General features: G+C 36.9%; 21 protein-coding genes and 1 tRNA gene. 6 read left to right on the top strand and 16 right to left on the bottom strand.

Translation table 11 applies throughout. The annotated features are described in order from the left end of the window. Nucleotides 1-55 precede the first annotated feature (55 nt). From WG904_RS18170 to WG904_RS18145, 6 genes are all read right to left on the bottom strand, one after another. Nucleotides 56-139, bottom strand: a tRNA-Leu gene (locus WG904_RS18170). Between the two features lie 147 nt (nucleotides 140-286). Further along, on the bottom strand, nucleotides 287-1,048 hold the full coding sequence (locus WG904_RS18165; RefSeq protein ID WP_339580769.1) for an MBL fold metallo-hydrolase: 762 nt from the start codon (nucleotides 1,046-1,048) through the stop codon (nucleotides 287-289). Beyond that, nucleotides 1,045-2,238, bottom strand: a complete 1,194-nt coding sequence (locus WG904_RS18160; RefSeq protein ID WP_339580768.1) for an AhpC/TSA family protein — start codon at nucleotides 2,236-2,238, stop codon at nucleotides 1,045-1,047. Before WG904_RS18160 ends, WG904_RS18165 begins: the two co-directional genes overlap by 4 nt. Nucleotides 2,239-2,363: 125 nt before the next feature. After that, nucleotides 2,364-3,014, bottom strand: a complete 651-nt coding sequence (gene lolA1 / locus WG904_RS18155; RefSeq protein WP_339580767.1) for an outer membrane lipoprotein periplasmic chaperone LolA1 — start codon at nucleotides 3,012-3,014, stop codon at nucleotides 2,364-2,366. A 56-nt stretch (nucleotides 3,015-3,070) separates the two neighbouring features. Continuing rightward, entirely contained in the window at nucleotides 3,071-5,599 is a 2,529-nt protein-coding gene (locus tag WG904_RS18150; protein WP_339580766.1) for an FtsK/SpoIIIE family DNA translocase, read from the bottom strand. A 53-nt stretch (nucleotides 5,600-5,652) separates the two neighbouring features. Then, entirely contained in the window at nucleotides 5,653-6,462 is an 810-nt protein-coding gene (locus WG904_RS18145) for a sulfurtransferase (RefSeq protein WP_339580765.1), read from the bottom strand. Nucleotides 6,463-6,533: 71 nt separating this feature from the next. Here WG904_RS18145 and WG904_RS18140 point away from each other — a divergent pair, with 71 nt between their 5' ends. Continuing rightward, nucleotides 6,534-7,190, top strand: a complete 657-nt coding sequence (locus tag WG904_RS18140; protein ID WP_339580764.1) for an ankyrin repeat domain-containing protein — start codon at nucleotides 6,534-6,536, stop codon at nucleotides 7,188-7,190. A 1-nt stretch (nucleotide 7,191) separates the two neighbouring features. Here WG904_RS18140 and WG904_RS18135 read toward each other — a convergent pair whose 3' ends face one another. The 4 genes from WG904_RS18135 to pyrF all read right to left on the bottom strand — a co-directional run bounded on the left by WG904_RS18135 (nucleotide 7,192) and on the right by pyrF (nucleotide 10,557). Next, on the bottom strand, nucleotides 7,192-7,413 hold the full coding sequence (locus WG904_RS18135) for a PspC domain-containing protein (RefSeq protein ID WP_339580763.1): 222 nt from the start codon (nucleotides 7,411-7,413) through the stop codon (nucleotides 7,192-7,194). Between the two features lies 1 nt (nucleotide 7,414). Further along, on the bottom strand, nucleotides 7,415-8,695 hold the full coding sequence (locus WG904_RS18130) for a DUF2851 family protein (protein ID WP_339580762.1): 1,281 nt from the start codon (nucleotides 8,693-8,695) through the stop codon (nucleotides 7,415-7,417). A gap of 141 nt (nucleotides 8,696-8,836) precedes the next feature. After that, the gene (locus tag WG904_RS18125; protein WP_339580761.1) at nucleotides 8,837-9,730 is read right to left on the bottom strand and encodes a DMT family transporter; all 894 of its coding nucleotides are present in this window, start codon (nucleotides 9,728-9,730) and stop codon (nucleotides 8,837-8,839) included. Further along, the gene (gene pyrF / locus WG904_RS18120) at nucleotides 9,727-10,557 is read right to left on the bottom strand and encodes an orotidine-5'-phosphate decarboxylase (RefSeq protein WP_339580760.1); all 831 of its coding nucleotides are present in this window, start codon (nucleotides 10,555-10,557) and stop codon (nucleotides 9,727-9,729) included. The genes WG904_RS18125 and pyrF overlap by 4 nt, the downstream gene beginning before the upstream one ends. 273 nt (nucleotides 10,558-10,830) lie before the next feature. Between pyrF and rho the strand changes: the two genes are divergently transcribed. Together rho and pssA are read left to right on the top strand one after the other, a co-directional pair. Next, nucleotides 10,831-12,591 (top strand): transcription termination factor Rho, encoded by a 1,761-nt coding sequence (rho, locus tag WG904_RS18115; protein ID WP_339580759.1) that lies wholly within the window; start codon nucleotides 10,831-10,833, stop codon nucleotides 12,589-12,591. Nucleotide 12,592: 1 nt separating this feature from the next. After that, nucleotides 12,593-13,264: a CDP-diacylglycerol--serine O-phosphatidyltransferase gene (gene pssA / locus WG904_RS18110; RefSeq protein WP_339580758.1), complete on the top strand. Its 672-nt coding sequence runs from the start codon at nucleotides 12,593-12,595 to the stop codon at nucleotides 13,262-13,264. Nucleotides 13,265-13,269: 5 nt separating this feature from the next. On the opposite strand, the gene WG904_RS18105 is transcribed toward pssA, so the two are convergent. Together WG904_RS18105 and folK are read right to left on the bottom strand one after the other, a co-directional pair. Next, nucleotides 13,270-13,641 carry an Hpt domain-containing protein gene (locus WG904_RS18105; protein WP_339580757.1) on the bottom strand — a complete coding sequence of 124 codons (372 nt, stop codon included), beginning with the start codon at nucleotides 13,639-13,641 and terminating at the stop codon, nucleotides 13,270-13,272. 78 nt (nucleotides 13,642-13,719) lie between these two features. Further along, entirely contained in the window at nucleotides 13,720-14,211 is a 492-nt protein-coding gene (gene folK / locus WG904_RS18100; RefSeq protein ID WP_339580756.1) for a 2-amino-4-hydroxy-6-hydroxymethyldihydropteridine diphosphokinase, read from the bottom strand. 64 nt (nucleotides 14,212-14,275) lie between these two features. Between folK and sppA the strand changes: the two genes are divergently transcribed. After that, nucleotides 14,276-16,048, top strand: coding sequence for a signal peptide peptidase SppA (gene sppA, locus WG904_RS18095; protein WP_339580755.1), 1,773 nt, complete (start codon nucleotides 14,276-14,278; stop codon nucleotides 16,046-16,048). 74 nt (nucleotides 16,049-16,122) lie between these two features. Here the strand turns inward: sppA and WG904_RS18090 are convergent, their stop codons facing one another. Together WG904_RS18090 and WG904_RS18085 are read right to left on the bottom strand one after the other, a co-directional pair. Further along, a complete protein-coding gene (locus tag WG904_RS18090) occupies nucleotides 16,123-17,961 on the bottom strand; it encodes a UbiD family decarboxylase (RefSeq protein ID WP_339580754.1) in 1,839 nt (612 codons plus the stop codon). 77 nt (nucleotides 17,962-18,038) lie between these two features. Further along, a complete protein-coding gene (locus tag WG904_RS18085) occupies nucleotides 18,039-18,518 on the bottom strand; it encodes a Dps family protein (protein ID WP_339580753.1) in 480 nt (159 codons plus the stop codon). Between the two features lie 161 nt (nucleotides 18,519-18,679). On the opposite strand from WG904_RS18085, the gene WG904_RS18080 reads away from it, so the two are divergent. Then, nucleotides 18,680-19,981: a LysM peptidoglycan-binding domain-containing protein gene (locus tag WG904_RS18080; RefSeq protein WP_339580752.1), complete on the top strand. Its 1,302-nt coding sequence runs from the start codon at nucleotides 18,680-18,682 to the stop codon at nucleotides 19,979-19,981. After that, a complete protein-coding gene (locus tag WG904_RS18075) occupies nucleotides 19,968-20,621 on the top strand; it encodes a uridine kinase family protein (RefSeq protein WP_339580751.1) in 654 nt (217 codons plus the stop codon). The genes WG904_RS18080 and WG904_RS18075 overlap by 14 nt, the downstream gene beginning before the upstream one ends. Here the strand turns inward: WG904_RS18075 and WG904_RS18070 are convergent. Beyond that, entirely contained in the window at nucleotides 20,618-21,277 is a 660-nt protein-coding gene (locus tag WG904_RS18070) for a 3-oxoacid CoA-transferase subunit B (protein WP_339580750.1), read from the bottom strand. The genes WG904_RS18075 and WG904_RS18070 overlap by 4 nt on opposite strands. 109 nt (nucleotides 21,278-21,386) lie before the next feature. Further along, on the bottom strand, nucleotides 21,387-22,085 hold the full coding sequence (locus WG904_RS18065; RefSeq protein WP_339580749.1) for a CoA transferase subunit A: 699 nt from the start codon (nucleotides 22,083-22,085) through the stop codon (nucleotides 21,387-21,389). Nucleotides 22,086-22,112: the final 27 nt, after the last annotated feature.

The raw sequence follows: 22,112 nt of genomic DNA, 5'->3' as shown, positions 1-22,112 counted from the left end.
AAATAAAATAAAAAAGGCAGCTTAAGATCTGAAAAATCAGACTTAGCTACCTTTGTACCCGAGAGCAGATTCGAACTGCCACGCCGTTGCCAGCACCAGCCCCTCAAGCTGGCGCGTCTACCAATTTCGCCACCCGGGTTTAAGCTTGCAAACTTAGATAAATTCCTTTTTATATGCAATATAATTACGTTGCATATAAAAAGGAATTATCGATCTCTCCTCAACCAATAAAGATATCATGTTATAAAGGAAATATAAGGGAATGATTGAATTTTAAAAGAGAATACTACACATTAAAAGTCAACCCATCATAAGCCAACCGAATATCAGTTGGCAACTCTTTCTCTATATCTGTATGTAAACCTAAATTATGACTCACATGCGTTAAATAAGTCATTTTAGCTCCTACCTTATTCGCAAATGCTATTGCTTCTTCTAAAGTAAAATGAGACACGTGATTTTCTCTTTGTAAAGCATTTAACACTAAATACTTACTGCCTTTCATTTTAGACAAGGAAGCTTCAGAAATTGTTTTTGCATCGGTGATGTAGGTAAAATCGCCAATCCGATAGCCATTTACAGGTAAATTATGGTGCATTACTTCGATAGGGATAATTGTATTTTGGCCAACGGTAAAAGGCAAATCTAGCACGGTATGCATGTTAATCTGTGGCAATCCAAAGTATTTTGTATCCTCAAAAATATAAGAGAATTCTCTTCTTAAGGCATCTTGTACGCGCGGACTAGCATAAATTTCAATTTTCTTATGTAGAAGATAGTTAAAAGGTCGGATATCATCTAAGCCTGCTACATGATCTTTGTGTTCGTGAGTAAATAGGATCGCATCCAAATCTTTTACACCAGCTCGTAGCATCTGGTACCTAAAGTCGGGGCCACTATCGATTACAAAGGTCTTATCATCAGTTTCAATCAAAACAGATACACGCAACCGTTTATCTCTTCTATCCTGCGATTGGCATATAGCACAGCCACACCCAATTACGGGTACGCCCTGCGATGTTCCAGTACCTAAAAATGTTATCTTCAAAATATCTCTGCCAATTTTTTATCCATCGCTTCGTCACTTTCGCCACCGCCTCCATAGCGACCAATAATTTTTCCATTTCTATCAATCAATATTTTAGTGGGTAACGTATGAATTCCAAAATCCTCACTAATATCGTTTGTGCGATCGTAGGTATCCCCCACTCTTTTTAATCCTCTTAAAATATGTTTCCAAACGCCAATCTGGTCCTGAGCCACTGCAGCTTTCCACGCATCGGGCTTGGTGTCATCATCAGACACTCCAATAATCTCTAGGCCTTTTTCTTTATATTGGGCATATAATTTCTTTAAATGCGGGTTTCCTTCTCTACAAGGCACACACCAACTCGCCCAAAAATCTAGCAATACATATTTTCCTTTAAAATCGGCTAAGCTTAACGGTTTACCATCAATATCGATCGTACTAAACACTGTTGCTAGGGCACCTGGCGAGCCCTTCTTTAGTTTTTCGATTTCTCCAGCAATCTGCATTCCAAAGCTACTCTGTTTTACTTTGGGAGAAAAGCCATTATAAAATAATTCAACTGAGTCTAAAGGTAAGCTCGAAACCTTAAAAATCATCAAATAGGCCGATAAATACGAGTTAGGATTTTTTGAAATAAAAGCATAATCTAGCCGATCCAATCGTGCGTTAAAAGGTTCGAATTGATCGCGTATATCATTTGCTTTCTTATGCAGCGCATCTTGTTCAGATTGTGGCAGTCTGTTTCTAATTGCTTGAGTATAGGTTTCATTAGCCTTCTTATAGGCAGCGTAATAGGGCGTCAGCTCTTCGTTAATTGATCTCTTTAACTTTGCTAAAGCTGTAGCCTCATCTTGTGTTTTAGAACCTTTTAGTTTAAAATTTTTATAGTTTCCCTGTGTAATTTCCAATTTCATTTCTGTAGGCTCGATAAAGAAACTGGTATAATTTGGGTCGTCCATACTTCTAATCTTTAACGAGCTTGTCAAATAGGCATTTTTTGGCTCGTTAATTTCTCCTGTAAATAGAAAAGTTTGATTAGTAATTGCACTACTATCTGTTTTGGCTTTCCCATTTTTATCTTGATAGCTAAGGTAAACATAGCCATCATTTTTCCAGTTAATTGTTCCTTTGATGGTAAATTTAGTGTGCTGGGCGAAAGATGATAGGCTAATTAAGCCAAAAATAAGCGATAATATATTATTTTTCATCCCTTAACAAATTAGTGACTGTAGGTTACAATATTAGCGAAAATTATTTAAGCAACAACGATTACACAAAAAAAGGGGCTTAAGCATATCGCCTAAACCCCTCGTATTAACAGGTAAAAATATTTTTATCGTAAATCAACCACCTCAACACCAGGATATTTTTTGGCATCGAAAGCAAATGTTGTTTCCGGCACTTTTATGTTAGGTAAAAATGTTTTAACGTTGTACGTATACGTATTTCCATTTTTCTCAAAAATAACAACGTTAGCAATTTGCTTGGTCACTTTATCAATGCTTAAACGCACTTTAAAAATCGATTTCTTAATGTCTGTTGGAGATAAATCGATCATTTGATACGTTTTAGCACCTATTTTTTTCTCGCCAGTATATAAGTACTTAAAACCCTTTTCGTATATGGTAAATATTTTCGCTGGATTAATAGCATCACTACTATTATCGACGTTCGAAATTTGAACTTCCTTATCGTTTTTTAGATACATCCATTGCACTTTACCATCACTTATTAGATCTTGGTTAGTCATAGCCACTTTATATTTATTTGCATTTGCTTTTACATATAAAGTTCCTTGCTGGGTTTCTTTGACTTTTGCTTGTGCATTATTAAGTGTAAACGTAAAATCGGTTTTAACCACATCGTATGATCGATATTTTTTACTTACGGCAGCTAAAATCTCTTTTGCTTTCGAATCAGTTTGTGCCAATGCAGTAAATCCAAAACTTCCAATTACAACCAATGCTATTATTAATTTCTTCATCTTTTCTCTATTTTATCTTCCGAGTACAAATTTACTCAGTAGAATCTAAATTCTCATTATTTTTTATTTAAGTTAGTCAAGAATTGTTCCAAAGCGTATTGATCTGGCAATAAAACTTCTCTTGCTTTACTCCCTTCAAAAGGGCCAACTACACCTGCGGCCTCTAGTTGGTCGATTATCCTTCCTGCCCTATTATATCCTAATTTCATTTTCCGTTGGATGAGCGATGTAGAGCCTTGTTGGTGTGTTACAATGAGTTGTGCTGCTTCTTCGAATAGCGGATCCCTATCATCAGGATCGAAATCGGCTTTGTTCTGCTCTGCATTTTCGTCGATATATTCTGGCAACTGATAGGCATCTGGATAGCCCCGCTGATTGCCAATAAATTCAGAAATACGGTCAACCTCTGGTGTATCTACAAAAGCACACTGTAGTCTTATTAAGTCGCTTCCGGTCGACAATAACATATCTCCCCTACCAATTAACTGGTCGGCCCCACCACTGTCTAAAATTGTTCGGGAATCGATTTTAGATAGTACCCTAAAGGCTAATCGAGCTGGAAAATTGGCTTTAATAGTACCCGTTATAATATTTACAGAAGGGCGTTGTGTAGCTAAAACCAAGTGAATACCAATGGCTCTGGCCAGCTGTGCTAACCGTGCAATTGGCGCTTCTACTTCTTTACCCGCGGTCATCATTAAATCGGCAAACTCATCCACTACCAATACAATAAATGGCAAAAAACGATGGCCATTATTTGGGTTAAGCTTTCTCTTGATAAATTTATCATTATATTCTTTCAAATTACGCACCTGTGCATCTTTTAACAGGTCGTAACGCTGATCCATTTCTATACAAAGCGAATTTAAGGTGTTTACCACCTTCTTTGTGTCGGTGATGATGGCATCGGCCTCACCAGGTAATTTAGCTAAAAAATGACGTTCGATTCGATTAAATAAAGTTAATTCTACCTTTTTTGGGTCGACCAATACAAATTTCAGCTGCGCTGGATGCTTTTTAAAGAGCAGTGAAACCAAAATTGCATTTATTCCAACCGATTTTCCTTGTCCGGTTGCTCCAGCAACTAATAAGTGAGGCATTTTGGCCAAGTCGGCGATAAAAACTTCATTACTAATCGTTTTCCCTAAAGCAATGGGTAAATCCATTGTATTTTGCGCCCATTTCTCGGTTGCTAAAATGCTGCGCATCGATACCATTTCTGGATTTTGATTCGGCACTTCAATGCCAATTGTTCCTTTACCTGGCATTGGAGCAATGATACGAATACCTAAAGCAGCTAAACTTAGCGCGATATCGTCTTCTAAATTCTTAATTTTCGATATCCGAACACCAGGGGCTGGAATAATCTCGTATAGGGTTACGGTTGGACCAATAGTAGCTTTAATCTTATCAATCTCTATGTTGTAGTGATTTAAGGTTTCTACGATCTTATTTTTATTGGCTTCCAGTTCTTCGCCGTTTACCGAGATTTTATTGGAACCGTAGTTTTCGAGTAAGTCTAAATTTGGATACTGATAACCAGACAAATCCAATTTTTCGTCGTAATGACCAAATTGTTCAACTAAGCCATCTGATTTAACTTCATCCTCACTTTTTTCGATAGTAAATGCAGGTTCAGGTGCAACTTCTAGAGGCGGACTAACCGTTGGGGCTAGCATCACATTGTTGGCCAACGGGGCAGCGATAATATCCTCCACACGCTCCTCCCGATCTTCGAAACGATTGGGTGTTAGCACAATATTCTGTTCCTTTTTCTGCTCCTTTTTAAATCGGTCGTTAACGCTAAATTCTACAGGTTCCGAAATAATTTCATCTTCATCTATAATTACAGGGGGCAAATTAGGCACAAATTCTTCCTCATTTTTAAGCTTAGGCAGCTTAAAATCGATATTATAAGCTATAATCAATATGGTTAAACCTAAAAATAAAATCAAACCGGCAACTCCTGCAGGCCCTATTTGTGCTACCAGTAATTTATTCGTCCAATATCCAAATTCGCCTTCCAAAAAATGAGGGGTTTGCGATAAAAAAGAATGACCAAAGGCTAAGGTTAATGATATAAAAATCAAAAAGAAAAAGCTATAGGCCAATGTTTTCTCTACTGCAAAAATCTTTACTTTAAAAAGCAACCTATATCCAATAACGAAAAATACAAAAATAAAGAGAAAAGAAGCAACACCAAACCATTCATAAATGAATTGATGTGCAAGTAAAGCACCAATCTTTCCCAACCAATTTTCGACCACAGGAGCATTAACACCCGCGTCTTTCAATTCGCCAACCGTTTTAAAAAGATTATTCCAACCGCCATTTGCATCAATTACATAACTCTGATCGTCTTGCCAAGTGAATAAATATGAGGTAAAAGCAACTAGAAAATAGATGGAGATAATGATAAAGAGGAGGCCAACAATTTTAATAAATCGCCCATCTTTTAAATCAAAAGAAGGCATTATATCTGCTTTTGGACGTTGAGAACGGCTTGCGGAAGGTTTCTTACCTGTTGAAGGATCATTTTCCTGCTTAAATGAATTGGATTTAAATTGGTTTCCCCTTACCGACATCTGTATAAATTTATAGTCAACAAACTTAGATAAATTCCATTTTATATCCAATATTAATTCATACCCCATTCGCTCCAAGAGCCATCATAAACGCTTATATGGTTATAACCAATTAGGGTAGCCGCTAAGGCATCAATACAAGCGGTTACGCCCGATCCACAGCTAAAAATTAGGGGAGTATTTTTGTTTTTAACGGCTGAAAAAATCTCTTCAAGTTCTTTTTTAGTCCGAATTTTATTCTCAAAAAGTACCGTTTCGTAGGGTATATTTATAGCATTTGGAATATGCCCCGATCGAAGGCCAGGCCTTGGCTCAGCAATTTTTCCATCAAAACGATCTGCACTCCTAGCATCAATGATTAACTTACTTTTATCGTTCGAAGCAGCTAAAACTTGTTGTCGATTTGAAATTAGATCTTCATTAAATGTTGCAATAAAATTTCCTTTTTCTTGTGGCTTCTCGTATTCATTTGCATATCCATAACCCATTTTTAGCCATTCGGGAAGGCCACCATTTAAAACATAGCTATTTTTAAAGCCCATAGCCAAAAACATCCACCAAACCCTTGCACTAGAATAAATACCTGCACGATCATATATCACCACTAAGCTGTTCGTGTTTATTCCTAATTCTTGAGCAGCCTGCGTAAATTGAGGGCTTTCGGGGAAGGTATGAGGTAAAGGATTTCCAAGATCGCTAAAGGCATCCCAATCAAACTGCAGAGCATGAGGAATAATTTTGTTTTCGATGGGTTGCCCCGTTTTAATCGGGCTTTTCAGACTTGCATCTAAAACAATAAGCTGGGGAAGATTTGCATTTTCAAAAAGCCATGTGGCGTTAACTAATGGGGAAACTTGATTCATTATACTAAAATAACAATCTATGCAACAATCTCATTTTATTTTTGTTATTTTAACGTATTAGTTTTAATACCATGGATAATACGCATCTCGAAAAGCTAATTGAAGAAAATCAGTTAGCCGAAATTATCGACTTACTTAGCACACAACCTGAATTAGCAAAAAGGACAACCTCTCATCACGTATCGCCTTTATTATTAGCCGCGTATTATAAAAGACCGGATATTGCAAATGCTATAGCAGAATTTGTGCCCGAGTTAACACTTTTTGAAGCTTGTGCTTTGGGTAAATTTGATGATGCAACGCTTCTTATTTTTAAAAATCCAAATCTTATTAATGCGTATTCTGAAGATGGCTTTACTCCACTTGGGCTAGCTTGCTATTTTGCACACGAAGATTTAGCTCGATTTTTGGTTCTAAAGGGAGCAGAGGTAAATCTACCCAGCAAGAATGGCTTTAACGTTTTCCCTATACACTCTGCCGTTGCTGCAAATAATATTGCGATCACTAGAATGCTATTCGAAGCTGGGGCATACCCAAATGTATGTCAGAAATCGGGAATGGCACCTTTGCATTCGGCAGCACAATTGGGCAATATCGAGTTAATTATCTTATTATTAGAGCATGGGGCCGATGTAAATTTACGGATGGAAGGCGGAAAACTTCCGGCCGACCTAGCTGCGCAAAAGGGTTTTGAGGAAATTGCAGCTATCTTAAGGGATGATGATTAAGCTAAATATCCCAAACGTTTAACCGTGCTTTTTTCATGTAGTTTCTGATATCCAGCACAACCGCCGCCAAAAGATAAAATAAAATTGGAAAGCCAACCGCCAGAAATGATGCATAAATAAAGAACAAACGTACTTTAGTAGTGCTCATGTTCAATTTATTCGCCAAATAGGTTGAAACCCCAAAACTCTGCTTTTCGAAAAAAGTAACAACTTTTTGAAACATGTTATTTGTTTAAAATTTTAATTCCAATACCACAATTTAGACATTTTTTTTCATTACAATAATTTTTTTTTAGTTGTAATAATGCCTGCGATATAAAAGCGGTATTCACTTTAACACCCGCATCGCAATATTGTTTTATAATGACATTATGCTCTGAAGGTAAATATTCCAGTAACGCCAACGCTCGATCAATTAGCGCTTGTTGATCGATATATTTTCCGTAAGCAAATAAAAATAGACTAATGGTGTTGATAAGAATATTTTGAATTGTACCCTTTCCTAATTGTACCCTCACGTTTTCGGCTTCTTTATGAAAGTGATAATGTGTTTCCCAAAATGGATCTACTGGCAACGCATCAAAAAGCTGTGCAATTTTACCATACTCCTTGATGACGACAATTTTAGAAAATAAATGATTGGAATTAACAACAAGTGCCGCAAATTGCGCCAATCGAAGCGTTGGAAAATTCTGAGGCCGCATTCTCATAAATTTCCATAAGGAAACTGATAAGGGCTTTAAATTATATTTATGTTTTAGGAATTGAAATTCTTGCTTTAGCTGTTGAGGATAAGCATCGGTAAACTTTTGCTCTAAAAATCCTGCCTGTCCAAATAGCAATGCTTCTATTTGAAAGGGGTTATCTTTGTGCTTTGCTAAAATTTGCTGGGGTAATGCCCTCGATAGCATTTCCATTGGCATTGCATTTAATTTTAGTCCAAAATTCCTAGCCATAAAATGATAAAAGGTTTCATCCCAATTCCCCTTAAGTTCATTCAGCTTCTCATATACTTCTTCCGATTTCTGTGCTAACCGTTCTATTCCAACCCTTGTTAGAAAACTGTTTATAAAAAAGCTATCTATGCTATGGACTTGTTTTTGGCATGGAAAATGATTTGTAGATTGGATTAACTGCTCATAATGAATTAAGAATTTAACAGGAAAACAATCCTTTAATATTAAAGTGGGTATTTGGGTACCATCAGTTCTATAAATAGGTTCGTCGTTCACATAAACTACATGTAAAATTACATTATCATAGGCTGTATCATGCTGATGTTGATGCACAAGCCAATCTGACGAATGGATATGTATTTCTATATTCCCAATCCAAATGGTTTTATCGATTACAAGCTTTGCATGCAAAAAATCGGGACCCGAATTTTTATTTAAGCTACCTGTTCGAATTACTTCGATGGCCTCGCCGCTGGTAGTGTATAATTTTAGGGAACCATAAAGCCTAAATTGCCAAATAAAATGTAAGAATTCTTCAGGAAATTTCATGTTTAAAACTATTGAAATCTCCTTTCAAAAAAGAAATTTAAACATCATTTAACCTTGAATTACAAGCACTTAATAATTATTTTCAATCATTTAATATAGAGTGCTTGATTTAATTTAAAGAATAAAAAATTGGTTAAGGTATTAAGGTCTTTTCTTATAATTCGTAATAAAAACACCTGCTATAATCAACACTGTTGCAATGAGCAAGTCGATCGTAATTACTTCATCTAAGATAAGCCAACCCAAAAACAGCGCAATGATGGTGTTAAAATAAGAAAGGATAGAAACCTCAGTGGCACTCACCTTTTTTAGGGCATAATTGTAGCTAAAATAACCAATTACTGAACCAAATACGGCTAAATAGCCTACAGCAGCTAAGCTTTTCAGCGTCCAATTTTCAGGTGCTATTTCAGATGATAAGCAAAAAGCCAATCCGATTTGTACTACGGCCGAAAACGCAAACTGATAAAAAAGGTCTAAAAAGATATTAGAACTCTGCAAAGTAAACTTTTTGGTATAAATAGTGCCTGCTGCCCAGCCAGTAATGGCTATTGCGATACAAAACATACCAGTTTGGTACTGTGGATCAAGCAAATCGCTTAATCCGTCTCGGAAGATAAATGCAACGCCAGAAAACCCTACCGTTACCCCTAAAAATCCTTTTAAACTTGGTCTTTGCAGACCAATTGCTACACTTCCCAAAAACACAACAATTGGATTAAGCGCATTGAGTAAAGAAGTTAATCCGCTAGGGATACTTTTCTCTGCTACGGTGGTCATCCCGTTGGCAATTACGATCATTAAGGTAGAAAGCAACATTTGTCGCCTTAAATTGCCCCACCCTATCCACTTAAATTCACCCTTACGCCATAAAATAATTAATAATATAAGGGCAGCAATACATTGTCGCATACCAGCAACAAACCATGGTGGGATGGTGTGCACGGCAACTCGTATGCCCAAGTAGGTTGTTCCCCAAACAATGGCTACAATTAATAGGGCTACAATTAATTTTATATTAATTTTTGCGCTCATACCAATTGAGCGGCAACTAGAATCTGCTCCATTTCTTGTTGGAGTGCCAAGGCTTCTTCCCTTGCTTTTTCGGCAAAATCTAAACCACTACTCGCATAAATAATACTTCGAGCGGAGTTAATAAGTAATCCACATTGCTTATTTAGCCCATACTTACAAACTGCAGCCAAACTTCCACCTTGTGCGCCTACACCAGGAACCAACAAAAAATGATCGGGAGCCAAACGGCGGATATTTTCAAACGCCTCGGCCTTAGTTGCTCCAACTACATACATCATCTGATCAGTGGTGGCCCATTGAGATGAAGTTTTGATAACTTGCTCGAACAACAGCTCGTTTCCACTCTGCTTAATCTGAAAATCTTGGCTTCCATCATTAGAGGTTAAAGCTAGCAAAATCACCCACTTATCTTCAAAATTCAGAAATGGTGATACCGAATCTTTCCCCATATAGGGAGCAACTGTAATGGAATCAAAACTCATTCCCCCACTTTTCTCATTAAAAAATGCTTCAGCATACATTGCGGAGGTATTACCAATATCTCCACGTTTCGCATCTGCAATGGTAAATACATCTTTTGGAATGTGTTTCCAGGTATCGGTAAGTGTTTGCCAGCCTTTTGCTCCATAGCTTTCATAAAAAGCAGTATTTGGTTTATACGCCACACATACATCGTGTGTAGCATCGATAAGTTGCTTATTAAATTCTAAAATAGGATCGTTATATTTTAAAAGGTGTTTTGGTATCTTGTCTAATACTGGATCTAAGCCCACGCATAAAAAAGATTTTTTCTGTTTAATTTGTTCAAAAAGCTGTTCTTTGTTCATTTAAAATGGCGAAAATGCAACACAAAGATGTTAATTTTAAGAGTTTTTAAGGAAGGCAAATCAAAAATTTTTAATTTATTTTTAAACATTTTAAAGTTTTTGTTGCAGATTAAATTTCAAATACATACAATTGTGCAATAATTCTCGAACGTTTATCTGAATATCCCAGAAAAATTTCTCACAAATAGCTAATCGTAAATGTTTTTAAAGGCATTTTTCCGTCATATTCTTTTTGATAAACCCAAATTAAAATTTCCCGACAATCACATATAAATGTTTAATAAAACAGAATTAACTGAAAAACTAACTGCAGAATTACGTGAGTTAGCAAAAAATGAAGGAATCGCAAACGCTGATGATTTGCGAAAAAGCGACCTAATCGAACAACTTTTAACTAAGAATGCAGCTCCAAGCGCAACGACTGTGAAAGAAGCAAAACCCAAAATCGTAAAAGAAAGTTCTGCAGATAAACCTAAAGCTGGTAAACGCACAAGAATTGCTGCAAAAGATAGTACCCCTTTAGCGGAGCCGCAGCCAGAACGACCAACACTTTTCGATGAGCCAAAAACTCGACCAGTAAAAGAAGAGGCAATCGATCCTACTCCAGTAACGTTACCACCAGATTTTACAGACGACCCTAATCGTTTAGAGACGATTGCCATGAAGTTGCAAAATCAAGCTAAAAAAGAAAAACTCCCGAGAGAAGATAAAACCGCTGCTACCGAAGGTAAATCTTTTAAAGACAGGCCCAAACAAAATAAAAATCAAGCCACACCTGTTGCGCAAACAGAAAGTGCAGAAGTTAAAGAAAAGCCTGTTCGCGAAGAAAGAGTACCAAGAGAAGACAATCGCCCGGTTAAAGGCCACAACAACAGCAATAACCACAAGCAAAACGAAACCAGCTATTCGACACTCGATTTCGATAATACCATTACCAACGAAGGTGTGCTAGAAATTATGCCCGATGGTTATGGATTCTTACGTTCGGCAGATTACAACTATCTTTCTTCACCTGATGATATTTATGTGTCGCAATCACAAATTAAACTTTTTGGTTTAAAAACTGGTGATACGGTGAATGGAAGCATTCGTCCGCCCAAAGAAGGCGAAAAGTATTTCCCTTTGGTTAAAGTAATTAGCATTAATGGTCGTATGCCCGCAGATGTAAGAGATCGTGTACCATTCGACTATCTTACCCCACTGTTTCCTACAGAGAAATTAAATTTATTTACAGATAATACTAATTACTCTACACGCATAATGGACCTTTTTACTCCAATTGGTAAAGGTCAGCGTGGCTTAATTGTTGCACAACCAAAAACTGGTAAAACCAATTTATTAAAAGAGGTGGCCAATGCCATTGCAAAAAACCATCCTGAGGTATATTTAATTATTCTTTTAATTGATGAACGCCCAGAAGAAGTTACAGATATGGCACGTAGTGTACGCGCTGAAGTTATTGCTTCTACATTTGATGAGCCGGCAGAACGTCATGTTAAAATTGCCAATATCGTGTTAGAGAAATCGAAACGTTTGGTAGAATGTGGACATGATGTAGTAATCTTATTGGATTCGATTACGCGTTTAGCACGTGCATATAATACTACTGCTCCCGCTTCCGGAAAAATTCTTTCGGGTGGTGTAGATGCCAATGCTTTACACAAACCAAAACGCTTCTTCGGTGCGGCACGTAACATCGAAAAAGGAGGCTCATTAACTATTTTAGCAACTGCATTAACCGATACGGGTTCTAAAATGGATGAGGTAATTTTCGAAGAATTTAAAGGTACCGGTAATATGGAGCTACAATTGGATCGTAAATTATCGAATAAACGTATTTTCCCTGCCATTGATATTACTGCATCCAGTACACGTAGAGAAGATTTGTTGTTAGACAGAGAATCATTACAACGTATCTGGGTGTTGCGCAATCACTTAGCTGATATGAACTCTCAAGAAGCGATGGAGTTAGTACAAGCCCAAATTAAAGGTACTAAAACCAATGAAGAGTTTTTATTGGGAATGAATGGATAAAATGAAAAAACACATCCCCAATGCCATTACCTGCGCCAATCTATTCTCGGGTTGCATTGGGGTTGTTTTTGCATTTAAAGGCGATCTCGAAACCGTTGCTTATTTTGTACTTCTTTCTGGAATTTTCGATTTTTTTGATGGTATGGTTGCCCGCTTATTAAACGTTAAATCGGCCATTGGGAAAGAATTAGATTCGTTAGCTGACATGGTCAGTTTTGGTTTTTTACCAGGAGTGGTAATGTTTCAACTCTTGAAAGCAGGGGATTATCAACACGAATATTTGCCCTATTTAGGATTTATAATTACCGTTTTCTCGGCCTTACGGCTAGCAAAATTTAATATAGACGAAAGACAAACTGAAGATTTTATTGGCTTAAACACGCCAATGAATACTTTATTTATTGTTTCACTTCCTTTTATTGCGAAAGATTATCCAGGGGTAATTGGCTCTACCTTCTTATTGATTGGATTAGTAGCATTGACAAGCTTTTTATTGGTAAGTGAAATTAAGATTTTCTCTATGAAATTAAGTGATGTAACTTGGGCTAGAAATAAGATGAAATATCTTTTTTTAATCTTGTCTGTGCTATTAATTACCTTACTAAAATTTACAGCAGTACCCTTTATTCTAGTTCTATATATTGGATTATCGATTTTGCATTTTAGGAAATAATACTTTTATTTTAACAACGCTGCTTTTGCCTCGGTTAATTGTTTATAAAGTATTTCTACAAATTCTTGTGCTTCTGCAAAATTTAATGGAATATTCTGTAAATCGATTAATTCACGCGCATTTCTCTCCATCATTTGCATATGATCTCGAGCATCTTCCCTACCTACATAATAAAAAGTAGGTTTAATTTTATGCGCGGCTTCTGAAGTTGCTTTCCAATCTTGAGCGGCTATTGCAGTTGCCAAATCGGCCATGTAGATAGGCGTTTGTTTTTGAAATGCATCTAGCATCTCAATCATAAAATCATTGCTATCGCCCGACATCTCCCTTAAATACGAGAGGTCTAACGGTTGATTATTTTTATTTTGATCGATCATTGTTTCAAACTTAAAAAAAAATGTGGCTTTATGCAATTACAGAAAAAAAATACCTTCCTGTTTAATTAGAATTTTGATTTATCGCTTTAATACTGCTAAATTATCATCCAAATTAAGAAGTAATTCAGAAATGCTTTGTTTTAATACTGGATGAATGAGAGTAGGCGCAATTTCAGCTAATGGAAGCAGCACAAATTTTCTATGCTGCATTTCAGGATGAGGAATTTTTAGTTTCTCTGCTTCAATTATCCTATCTCCATAAAGGATAATATCAATATCAATTAACCTCGACCCCCATTTCTCATAGCGAATTCGACCCAAATCCGCTTCAATTTTCAATGCCATTTCGAGTAGTTGAAATGGATTTAGTACCGTTTCAATTTCAATAGCGATATTTAAGAAGCTTGGCTGGTCGGTTTTGCCCCATGCAGCAGTTTCATAAATAGAAGAAATTTTTACAATCTCTCCAACGCGTTCTGCCAATAAATCAACAGCATCGGCAATACATTTTTCACGCTTGCCTAAATTGCTGCCGAGTAACAAGTACGCAGTATGTTTGTCTGATTGCATAGTAAAAGTCTTGAATTTTAAAGCAATTTATCTAAGTTTACAAATTAATAACTTTAATTCGCACATGAGAGAATTTTTTAAATATGTTTTTGCAACCGTTGTTGGAATCGTAATATCTACTGTTCTATTGTTTATACTGTTTTTTGTAATCATGGTGGGCATTATAGCAAGCGTTGGAGAAGAGAAAAAAGTGATCGTTAAGGATAATTCAGTCTTGTACTTAAACCTAGACCAAGCCATTACCGAGCGTACACCAGAAAATTCTTTAGCTGGAGTTCCATTTTTTGGAGGTGGCGATGAAAAAACAATTGGTTTTCCCGATTTCATTAGAGCACTTAAAGCTGCGAAAACCGATGATAAAATAAAAGCGGTGTATATTAATGTAACCGCTCCAAATGCCGGCATGGCAACGATGCTTGAAGTTAGAAATGCTATTCTCGACTTTAAAACAAGTAACAAACCGGTTCTTGCCTATAGCGAAGTTTATTCTCAGGGCGCCTATTATTTAGCTTCAGCAGCTAATAAAATCTATTTAAACCCTCAAGGTGGATTAGAATTTAAAGGATTTAGTTCAGAACTTACTTTTTTTAAAGGCGCCCTAGATAAATTGGGAATAGAGGCACAAATTATTCGTGTAGGTAATTATAAAAGTGCGGTAGAACCGTTTACGAATACCAAAATGAGCGACTATAACCGTCAGCAAGTAACCGCATATGTGGGCGGATTGTACCAAACTTTTTTAGATGGCATTTCGAAGAGCAGAAATATCGCGACCACAGATTTGTATGCTATAGCGAATGATTTTAAAATACAACAACCAAAAGATGCTTTAAATTATAAATTAATCGATGGTCTTAAATATAAAGATGAAGTACTTGACGAACTAAGAAAATTAACTAAACAGGATAAAAAAAGTACAATCAAAACCGTAAGCATCAATGATTACGCAGCAAATTTACCTGCAAATTCTACTTTCACAGGTAAAAATAGAATCGCAGTAATTTATGCCAATGGCGATATTGTTGGTGGAGAGGGGTCTGATGAGCAAATTGGTTCGGAGCGCATTTCGAGGGCAATTAGAAAGGCAAGATTAGACGATGGCATTAAAGCAATTGTTTTACGTGTAAATTCTGGCGGTGGTAGTGCGTTAGCTTCTGAAGTAATCTGGAGAGAAGTTGAACTCAGTAAAAGAGTTAAACCCGTAATTGCTTCCTTTGGGGATGTAGCTGCATCTGGCGGTTATTATATTGGCTGTGCTGCTGATAGTATTTTTGTGCAGCCGAACACCATTACGGGGTCGATTGGGGTATTCGGAATTATTCCAAACATGCAAAACTTGCTAACCAATAAATTGGGGATTACGTTTGATGGTGTTAAAACGGGTAAGTATGCCGATATTATGAGCATAAACAGGCCATTAACGGCTGGGGAGCGCTTTATCATCCAAAATGGAGTAAATCATATCTACGATACTTTTCTAAGCCGAGTGGCTGATGGAAGAAAGAAAACCAAAGCACAGATCGATAGCATTGGTGGGGGGCACGTTTGGATTGGTACTGATGCCATAAAAATTGGTTTGGCCGATCGTTTAGGCAGTTTTAATGATGCTATTGTTTCGGCAGCAAAAAAAGCGAAATTAAGCGATTATAAAGTGGTAGAATATCCAGAGAAAATTGACCCTTTAAAATCGCTATTAGCAAATGCAAAAGAAAATATCAGCATTTACTACACCAAGAAAGAATTGGGCGAAAATTACCTATTGTATAAACAAATGCAAAAAGCCATTATGAATGCGGGTATACAGGCAAAAATGGATTACGAGATTAAAATTAAATAATTAGCTAATGTGAAAATATTCTAACCATTAAGGAATTAAGAAAATTAAGGCTTAACTTCTTAATGGTTTTTATTTTAATGCTTAGTTTGATATAGCGAGCCGCCTTTTTCCCACAATCGATTAATTCGCTCTTCTATTGCTGCATCTTTAATTAATTCAGGCGCATGATGGGATTTCTTTCGGGCATCGATAATTAATGGTCCATTGCAGCCCCAATGTTTATCTTTGGTAAAAGCATCAACACCAAATATATCGGCTGCAGGGTTACTTCGCGTAAAAGTTACCCAAACGAGATTATTTAGTGTTGCAGCTGTAAATTCCGAATCGTCACCTACCACAATTAGTGGCAAGCCTGATAAATCATCCGAACGAAGTGCTTCTGTTAATCGTAGCATCTCTTTACTTCGCTCATCAGCGGTGCTAAATGGTTTTGCTCCTATTACCGCAATACCAGGGAGTGCAATTTTTGCCACACTAAATCCAACGGGTAAATTAATTTTAGCAGGAAATTCATTCCACAACTCCCTTTTTTGTTCACCAGCAGCTGCAAAAACAACTTTAGAGCCTGTATTTAGCCCATCTCCCGAATAATCGAGGGTATCGATGGTGGTGTTTGTATAAAAATGCAAATCCTTTCGAAGATCTATTCGTTGCAGCATGTGTTGAAGAAAAGGTCCAACATCTCCGGTACGCAACGCTTCATTATCCTCTCTTGCGGCAATAAATAAATACTTTGCTAAACTAAGTTGATTTTTACCTAAAATATGATTGGCGATGGTTAATATCTCTTGAGGTTTTCGTTCCTTTAAAAAAGGCGTGTATCGTTCGCTTCCAATAGCAAACAATAGCGGATGTACACCAGCTGCATCAACTGCGTTCACTTCTTTTAATCCTGAGATTTCTTGTGGAATAGCCGAACCTGTTATTTCATGAATTAAGGCCCCGAAGCTCGTATCTTCTTGAGGCGGTCGGCCCACTACGGTAAACGACCATAGTGCATCATTTTTATGATACACATTATGCACTTTCATTAGCGGGAAGGGGTGTGTTAAGCTATAATAGCCTAAATGATCACCAAAGGGTCCTTCTGGCTTATTTTGCTGTGGATAAACCGTCCCAGTAATTACAAAATCGGCATCTGCAGAAATACAAAAACCTTCATCATCATAAAAATATCGAAACCTACGATTCCCCAGTGCACCTGCAAAAGTTAATTCCGATAATCCCTCGGGCAAAGGCATAACTGCCGCAAGCGGATGCGATGGCGGTCCGCCTACAAAAATACTCACTTTTAAGGGTTTCCCTTTTGCGTTGGCTTTGGTTTGATGAACCCCTATGCCTCTATGAATTTGATAATGCAAACCAATTTCTTGGTCTTGTATATAATCATTACCAGCTAATTGGATGCGATACATGCCTAAATTTCCATTCATTACACCAGGTTTATCGATATCTTCTGTAAAAACCTGGGGCATGGTTATAAATGGGCCACCATCCATTGGCCAATTTACAATTTGTGGCAAACTGCTAATAGAGGTTTTGCTAAACGTTTGTTTGAAAAGCGATTGTTTTAAGGGCAATGCCGACAAAGCGGTTAATGCGGTACCTGCATAAGCGATCGGATTTTTCAACGCTTTAATAGGGTCTGATCGGAGTTCAACCAATTGCTTAATTTTAGCTAAGCTGTCACGGAACATGAATTTCGACCTTTCTAAGGTACCAAAAAGGTTAGAAACGGCTTTAAACTTGCTGCCTTTCACGTTTTCGAACAGCAAAGCAGGGCCTTGATTTTCGTATACGCGTAGGTGTATTGCCGCCATTTCTAAATAAGGGTCTACTTCTTCCTTAATTCGGAGCAAATGTCCATTTTTATCTAAATCTTCGATGCACGCTGCTAAACTTTTGTAGCCCATGGTCAAAGATAATTAGCTAATTCGTAAATTAGCTAATTAGCTGATTATTTTTTCCTAGCGAGTTACTAATTCACAAACTATTTTTTACCTGCGAAAGATCTTAACATCCAAGTCGTTTTTTCTTTAAATTGCATGAATTTATTCACCATATCATTCGTTCCATCATCACCAGCCTCTTCAGACGCTTTCATAATTTCTCTTTCCAATTCAATTAATTTAGCCATGTCGTCTAAAATGGCATCGACCATTGCAAAATCGTTCATACCAATGGTATCCACTTCCTTAATCGCAGATTCTTTAATGTAATCAACAAAACGGCTATGTGGAGGTTTACCAAGAGTTAATACACGTTCAGCAATTTCATCAATAGTTAATTGCGCATTCGTATATAATTCTTCGAATTTAATATGCAGAGTAAAAAAATTGTGACCTTTTACATTCCAATGGCAGCCTCTTAACTTTTGATAATGAATGTGGTAATTGGCAAGATAATCATTTAATAAATCTACTACAGGTTTAACTGCTTTTTCTTCCAAGCTTATTTCTTTTGCGTTCATGTTGATTCTATTTTTAATAATAACAAAAATCCTTCAAAATGGTTTTCCAAAATTATGCCTATTCAACAATAGAACCGTATTACTATCGTTTTAACATAGCATACGACCATAAAAGATATTATTCGTATAATTGTAAATCCAAATAGTTTGAACTCATTTTAATGCATAAATTATATATTTTATTGCTAGCTTCTTTGCTTTTAAGCACTTCTGTTTCTTTAGCCAGTAACACTATCGATTCGATTGGGGTAGAAAATAACAAGGGAAAAAAGGTAATTATCTATAAAGTTGAGCCTAAAGAAACCTATTACTCTATTGCTAAAAAATATAACGTCCCTTATAAAGATGTAATGGAATTTAATGACAGTAAATTCTTGCAGATTGGTGTTACGTTAAAAATTCCAACGGCTATACCATTTACGGTTACCTCATCAACTATTGCAACACCTGAAGCAGATTTTATCGAATACACCATAAAGGCAAAAGACAATTTGAATATGCTGGCCAATAAATATGGAACAACAGTAGACGAGATTAAAAAAGCTAACCAACTAAATTCTATTAACTTGCAAATTGGACAGGTGCTAAAAATTCCGACTAACAAAGAACAAACACTAACGTCTGAAATTAGCTCCGCCTCAGTATATAAAGCGCCAGAAAGTGAGGCTGATCATTCTACTGCAACTATTATATCGCATACTATTAAGGCCAAAGAAAGTTTAAATGCATTGGCCGAAAAATATGGTACTACTGTAGAGGCGATTAAGAAATTAAATAAGTTACGTTCTTCCAGTTTACAAATTGGTCAAGTCTTAAAAATCGCTAACGTTAATGGCGAAACTGGTGAAGCAGCACAGGAAACGGTAGCCCAACCTATTGTGAATACGAAGGCCATTGTAAATTCGCCCACGTCAAATTCTACAAAAAATGACGGGAGTTTCGAGCATGTGGTTGCAACTGGTGAAACCATTTATTCGATTGCAAAAAAGTATAACTTAACTACTTATCAGTTAACAACAAGCAATAATTTATCAAGCAATGAGTTAACGACTGGACAAAAATTAATAATTAAGAACGCTAATAAAACTACTGGGGTTGAGGAAGAAGCGAGGAGCGAGAATGCAGAAACCACAAAAGATCCAAAACTTAAGCAACCTGGAAAATTTGGATTGGTGCAGTTTAATGAAAAAGGGGTAGCAGTATGGATAGAAGACCAGGACTTAGATCCTTCAAAAATGCTTGTTTTACATCGTACTGCCCCTGTTGGCACTATTATTAAAGTTACTAATCCGATGACCAATCGTTCTACTTATGCAAAAGTTGTTGGTAAATTTACCGAGAATGAAACCACAAAAGATGTTATTATTGTAATGACAAAAGCCGTGGCCGATGCCGTGGGTGCGTTAGATAAACGATTTAATTGTAATTTAAATTACGGTGCAGTTGAAAATGAACAACAATAAACCTTTAATTATCGGTATTGCGGGTGGCAGTGGTTCTGGTAAAACATTTTTTTTAAATAGCTTTCTTCATCATTTTAAAAATGATGAAGTTACCTTGTTATCGCAAGATGATTATTATATTCCTGCTGGGGAAATGACCCAAGAAGAAAATAAGTTATATAATTTCGATCTTCCATCTACCATTGATGACGAACAATTTTTAATAGATATTAAAAAATTAATCAAAGGTGAAGTCGTTTATAAGAAGGAATACAATTTTAACAACCCCCTTGCCGTGGTGAAGATTTTGGAGATCAATCCAGCTCCAATTATCATCGTTGAAGGACTTTTTATCCTACATTTTAAAGAAATTGCAGAATTATTAGACCTTCGCATTTTTATCGAAGCGGATGAAGAGATTGCTTTATTACGTAGAATTAAACGCGACGGAATGGACCGAGGCTATCCTGAAGATGATGTGCTTTATAAATGGACAAATCACGTCTTACCTGCCTATAAAGAGTTCTTATTACCTTATCGAGATGCCTGCGAAAAAATAGTGATAAACAATCTGGATATCCCTGATGACATTATTCGCATTACAGCAGAGATTACAGATGAGTTAAAGGCAAATTTCCGTACTGATGAATCAATGAACTAATCAACCAACATTTCTGGAACATCATCATCTGCAAAAAATTTACCTAGCGTTGCAGCCCGTATAAAATCTACGCTTACACCTGGAGCGCGCTCGATGAGCTTAAATCCCCCGCCAGGCAATACATCTAAAACAGCAAGTTCGGTTACAATTTTCTTTATGCATTTAACACCGGTCAATGGCAGGGTACAATTTGGCAACAGCTTACTTTCACCTGCCTTATTTACATGCTGCATTGCTACAATAATGTTCTTCGCTGAGGCTACTAAATCCATCGCCCCTCCCATTCCTTTTACCATTTTACCAGGAATTTTCCAGTTGGCAATATCACCGTTTTCTGAAACTTCCATGGCGCCCAAAATCGTCAAATCAATTTTTTGTGCTCTAATCATCCCAAAACTCATCGCCGAGTCGAATATAGCCGAGCCTGGTAAGGTGGTAATGGTTTGCTTGCCTGCATTTATCAAATCGGCGTCTTCTTCTCCCTCAAAGGGAAATGGGCCCATACCTAAAAGCCCATTTTCTGATTGCAAAACTACATTTATACCGTTCGGTATATAATTAGCAACTAAGGTTGGAATACCAATACCTAAATTCACATAGTAGCCGTCTTTTATTTCTTTTGCGATGCGTTTCGCTATTCCGTTTTTATCTAACATTGTTTAATTTGTAAATGTGTTAATTAGTGAATTAGCCAATTCCCTTCATACTTTGTATTAATTTGTAAATGTGTTAATCTGTGAATTGACTCATCAGCACATTCTCAAATCACCTACTTCTAACTGTTCGCTGCTCAATTCGCTTTTCATACGCTTTACCTTGAAAAATGCGGTGTACATACACGCCAGGTGTATGAATTTGATCGGGATCAAGTTCACCAGCTTCTACTAATTCTTCGACTTCGGCAATGGTAATTTTTCCTGCCATTGCCATTACAGGATTAAAATTTCTACTCGTAGAGCGAAAAATTAAATTACCAGCAGTATCACCTTTCCATGCCTTTACCAAAGCAAAATCTGCTTCGAAGGCATATTCCAACAAATAATCTTTACCCTTAAAATTCCTGATTTCTTTACCTTCTGCTACTTCAGTACCTACTCCGGCAGGTGTAAAGATGGCGGGCATGCCATAGCCTGCTGCTAGGCATCTAGTGGCTAGTGTACCTTGTGGGATTAATTCAACTTCCAATTCCCCGCTTAGCAATTGCCGTTCAAATTCGGCATTTTCACCCACATAGGATGAGATCATTTTTTTAACCTGCCTGGTTTGAAGCATCAAGCCAATACCGAAATCATCCACACCAGCATTATTTGCAATACACGTTAATTCTTTAACGCCCTTTTTAACCAATGCAGTAATGCAGTTTTCTGGAATACCGCAAAGGCCAAACCCGCCCAACATCAGCGTACTTCCATCTTCAATATCTTTGACGGCTTGGTCAGCACCTGCTACCACTTTATTAATCATATACCCTTGTTTTCGGGCTAAATTAGA

Origin of the sequence: Pedobacter anseongensis, from assembly GCF_037482965.1 — a bacterium.
Taxonomy (GTDB): domain Bacteria; phylum Bacteroidota; class Bacteroidia; order Sphingobacteriales; family Sphingobacteriaceae; genus Pedobacter; species Pedobacter anseongensis.
This window is presented reverse-complemented; position numbering and strand designations above follow the sequence as displayed.

What these genes read in the sequence shown, in the direction of transcription:
- WG904_RS18160 (WP_339580768.1), bottom strand. Translation starts at nt 2,238, where the DNA reads ATGAAAAATAATATATTATCGCTTATTTTTGGCTTAATTAGCCTATCA.
- lolA1 (WP_339580767.1), bottom strand. Translation starts at nt 3,014, where the DNA reads ATGAAGAAATTAATAATAGCATTGGTTGTAATTGGAAGTTTTGGATTT.
- WG904_RS18150 (WP_339580766.1), bottom strand. Translation starts at nt 5,599, where the DNA reads ATGTCGGTAAGGGGAAACCAATTTAAATCCAATTCATTTAAGCAGGAA.
- WG904_RS18145 (WP_339580765.1), bottom strand. Translation starts at nt 6,462, where the DNA reads ATGAATCAAGTTTCCCCATTAGTTAACGCCACATGGCTTTTTGAAAAT.
- WG904_RS18140 (WP_339580764.1), top strand. Translation starts at nt 6,534, where the DNA reads ATGGATAATACGCATCTCGAAAAGCTAATTGAAGAAAATCAGTTAGCC.
- WG904_RS18135 (WP_339580763.1), bottom strand. Translation starts at nt 7,413, where the DNA reads ATGTTTCAAAAAGTTGTTACTTTTTTCGAAAAGCAGAGTTTTGGGGTT.
- WG904_RS18130 (WP_339580762.1), bottom strand. Translation starts at nt 8,695, where the DNA reads ATGAAATTTCCTGAAGAATTCTTACATTTTATTTGGCAATTTAGGCTT.
- WG904_RS18125 (WP_339580761.1), bottom strand. Translation starts at nt 9,730, where the DNA reads ATGAGCGCAAAAATTAATATAAAATTAATTGTAGCCCTATTAATTGTA.
- pyrF (WP_339580760.1), bottom strand. Translation starts at nt 10,557, where the DNA reads ATGAACAAAGAACAGCTTTTTGAACAAATTAAACAGAAAAAATCTTTT.
- rho (WP_339580759.1), top strand. Translation starts at nt 10,831, where the DNA reads ATGTTTAATAAAACAGAATTAACTGAAAAACTAACTGCAGAATTACGT.
- pssA (WP_339580758.1), top strand. Translation starts at nt 12,593, where the DNA reads ATGAAAAAACACATCCCCAATGCCATTACCTGCGCCAATCTATTCTCG.
- WG904_RS18105 (WP_339580757.1), bottom strand. Translation starts at nt 13,641, where the DNA reads ATGATCGATCAAAATAAAAATAATCAACCGTTAGACCTCTCGTATTTA.
- folK (WP_339580756.1), bottom strand. Translation starts at nt 14,211, where the DNA reads ATGCAATCAGACAAACATACTGCGTACTTGTTACTCGGCAGCAATTTA.
- sppA (WP_339580755.1), top strand. Translation starts at nt 14,276, where the DNA reads ATGAGAGAATTTTTTAAATATGTTTTTGCAACCGTTGTTGGAATCGTA.
- WG904_RS18090 (WP_339580754.1), bottom strand. Translation starts at nt 17,961, where the DNA reads ATGGGCTACAAAAGTTTAGCAGCGTGCATCGAAGATTTAGATAAAAAT.
- WG904_RS18085 (WP_339580753.1), bottom strand. Translation starts at nt 18,518, where the DNA reads ATGAACGCAAAAGAAATAAGCTTGGAAGAAAAAGCAGTTAAACCTGTA.
- WG904_RS18080 (WP_339580752.1), top strand. Translation starts at nt 18,680, where the DNA reads ATGCATAAATTATATATTTTATTGCTAGCTTCTTTGCTTTTAAGCACT.
- WG904_RS18075 (WP_339580751.1), top strand. Translation starts at nt 19,968, where the DNA reads ATGAACAACAATAAACCTTTAATTATCGGTATTGCGGGTGGCAGTGGT.
- WG904_RS18070 (WP_339580750.1), bottom strand. Translation starts at nt 21,277, where the DNA reads ATGTTAGATAAAAACGGAATAGCGAAACGCATCGCAAAAGAAATAAAA.
- WG904_RS18065 (WP_339580749.1), bottom strand. Translation starts at nt 22,085, where the DNA reads ATGATTAATAAAGTGGTAGCAGGTGCTGACCAAGCCGTCAAAGATATT.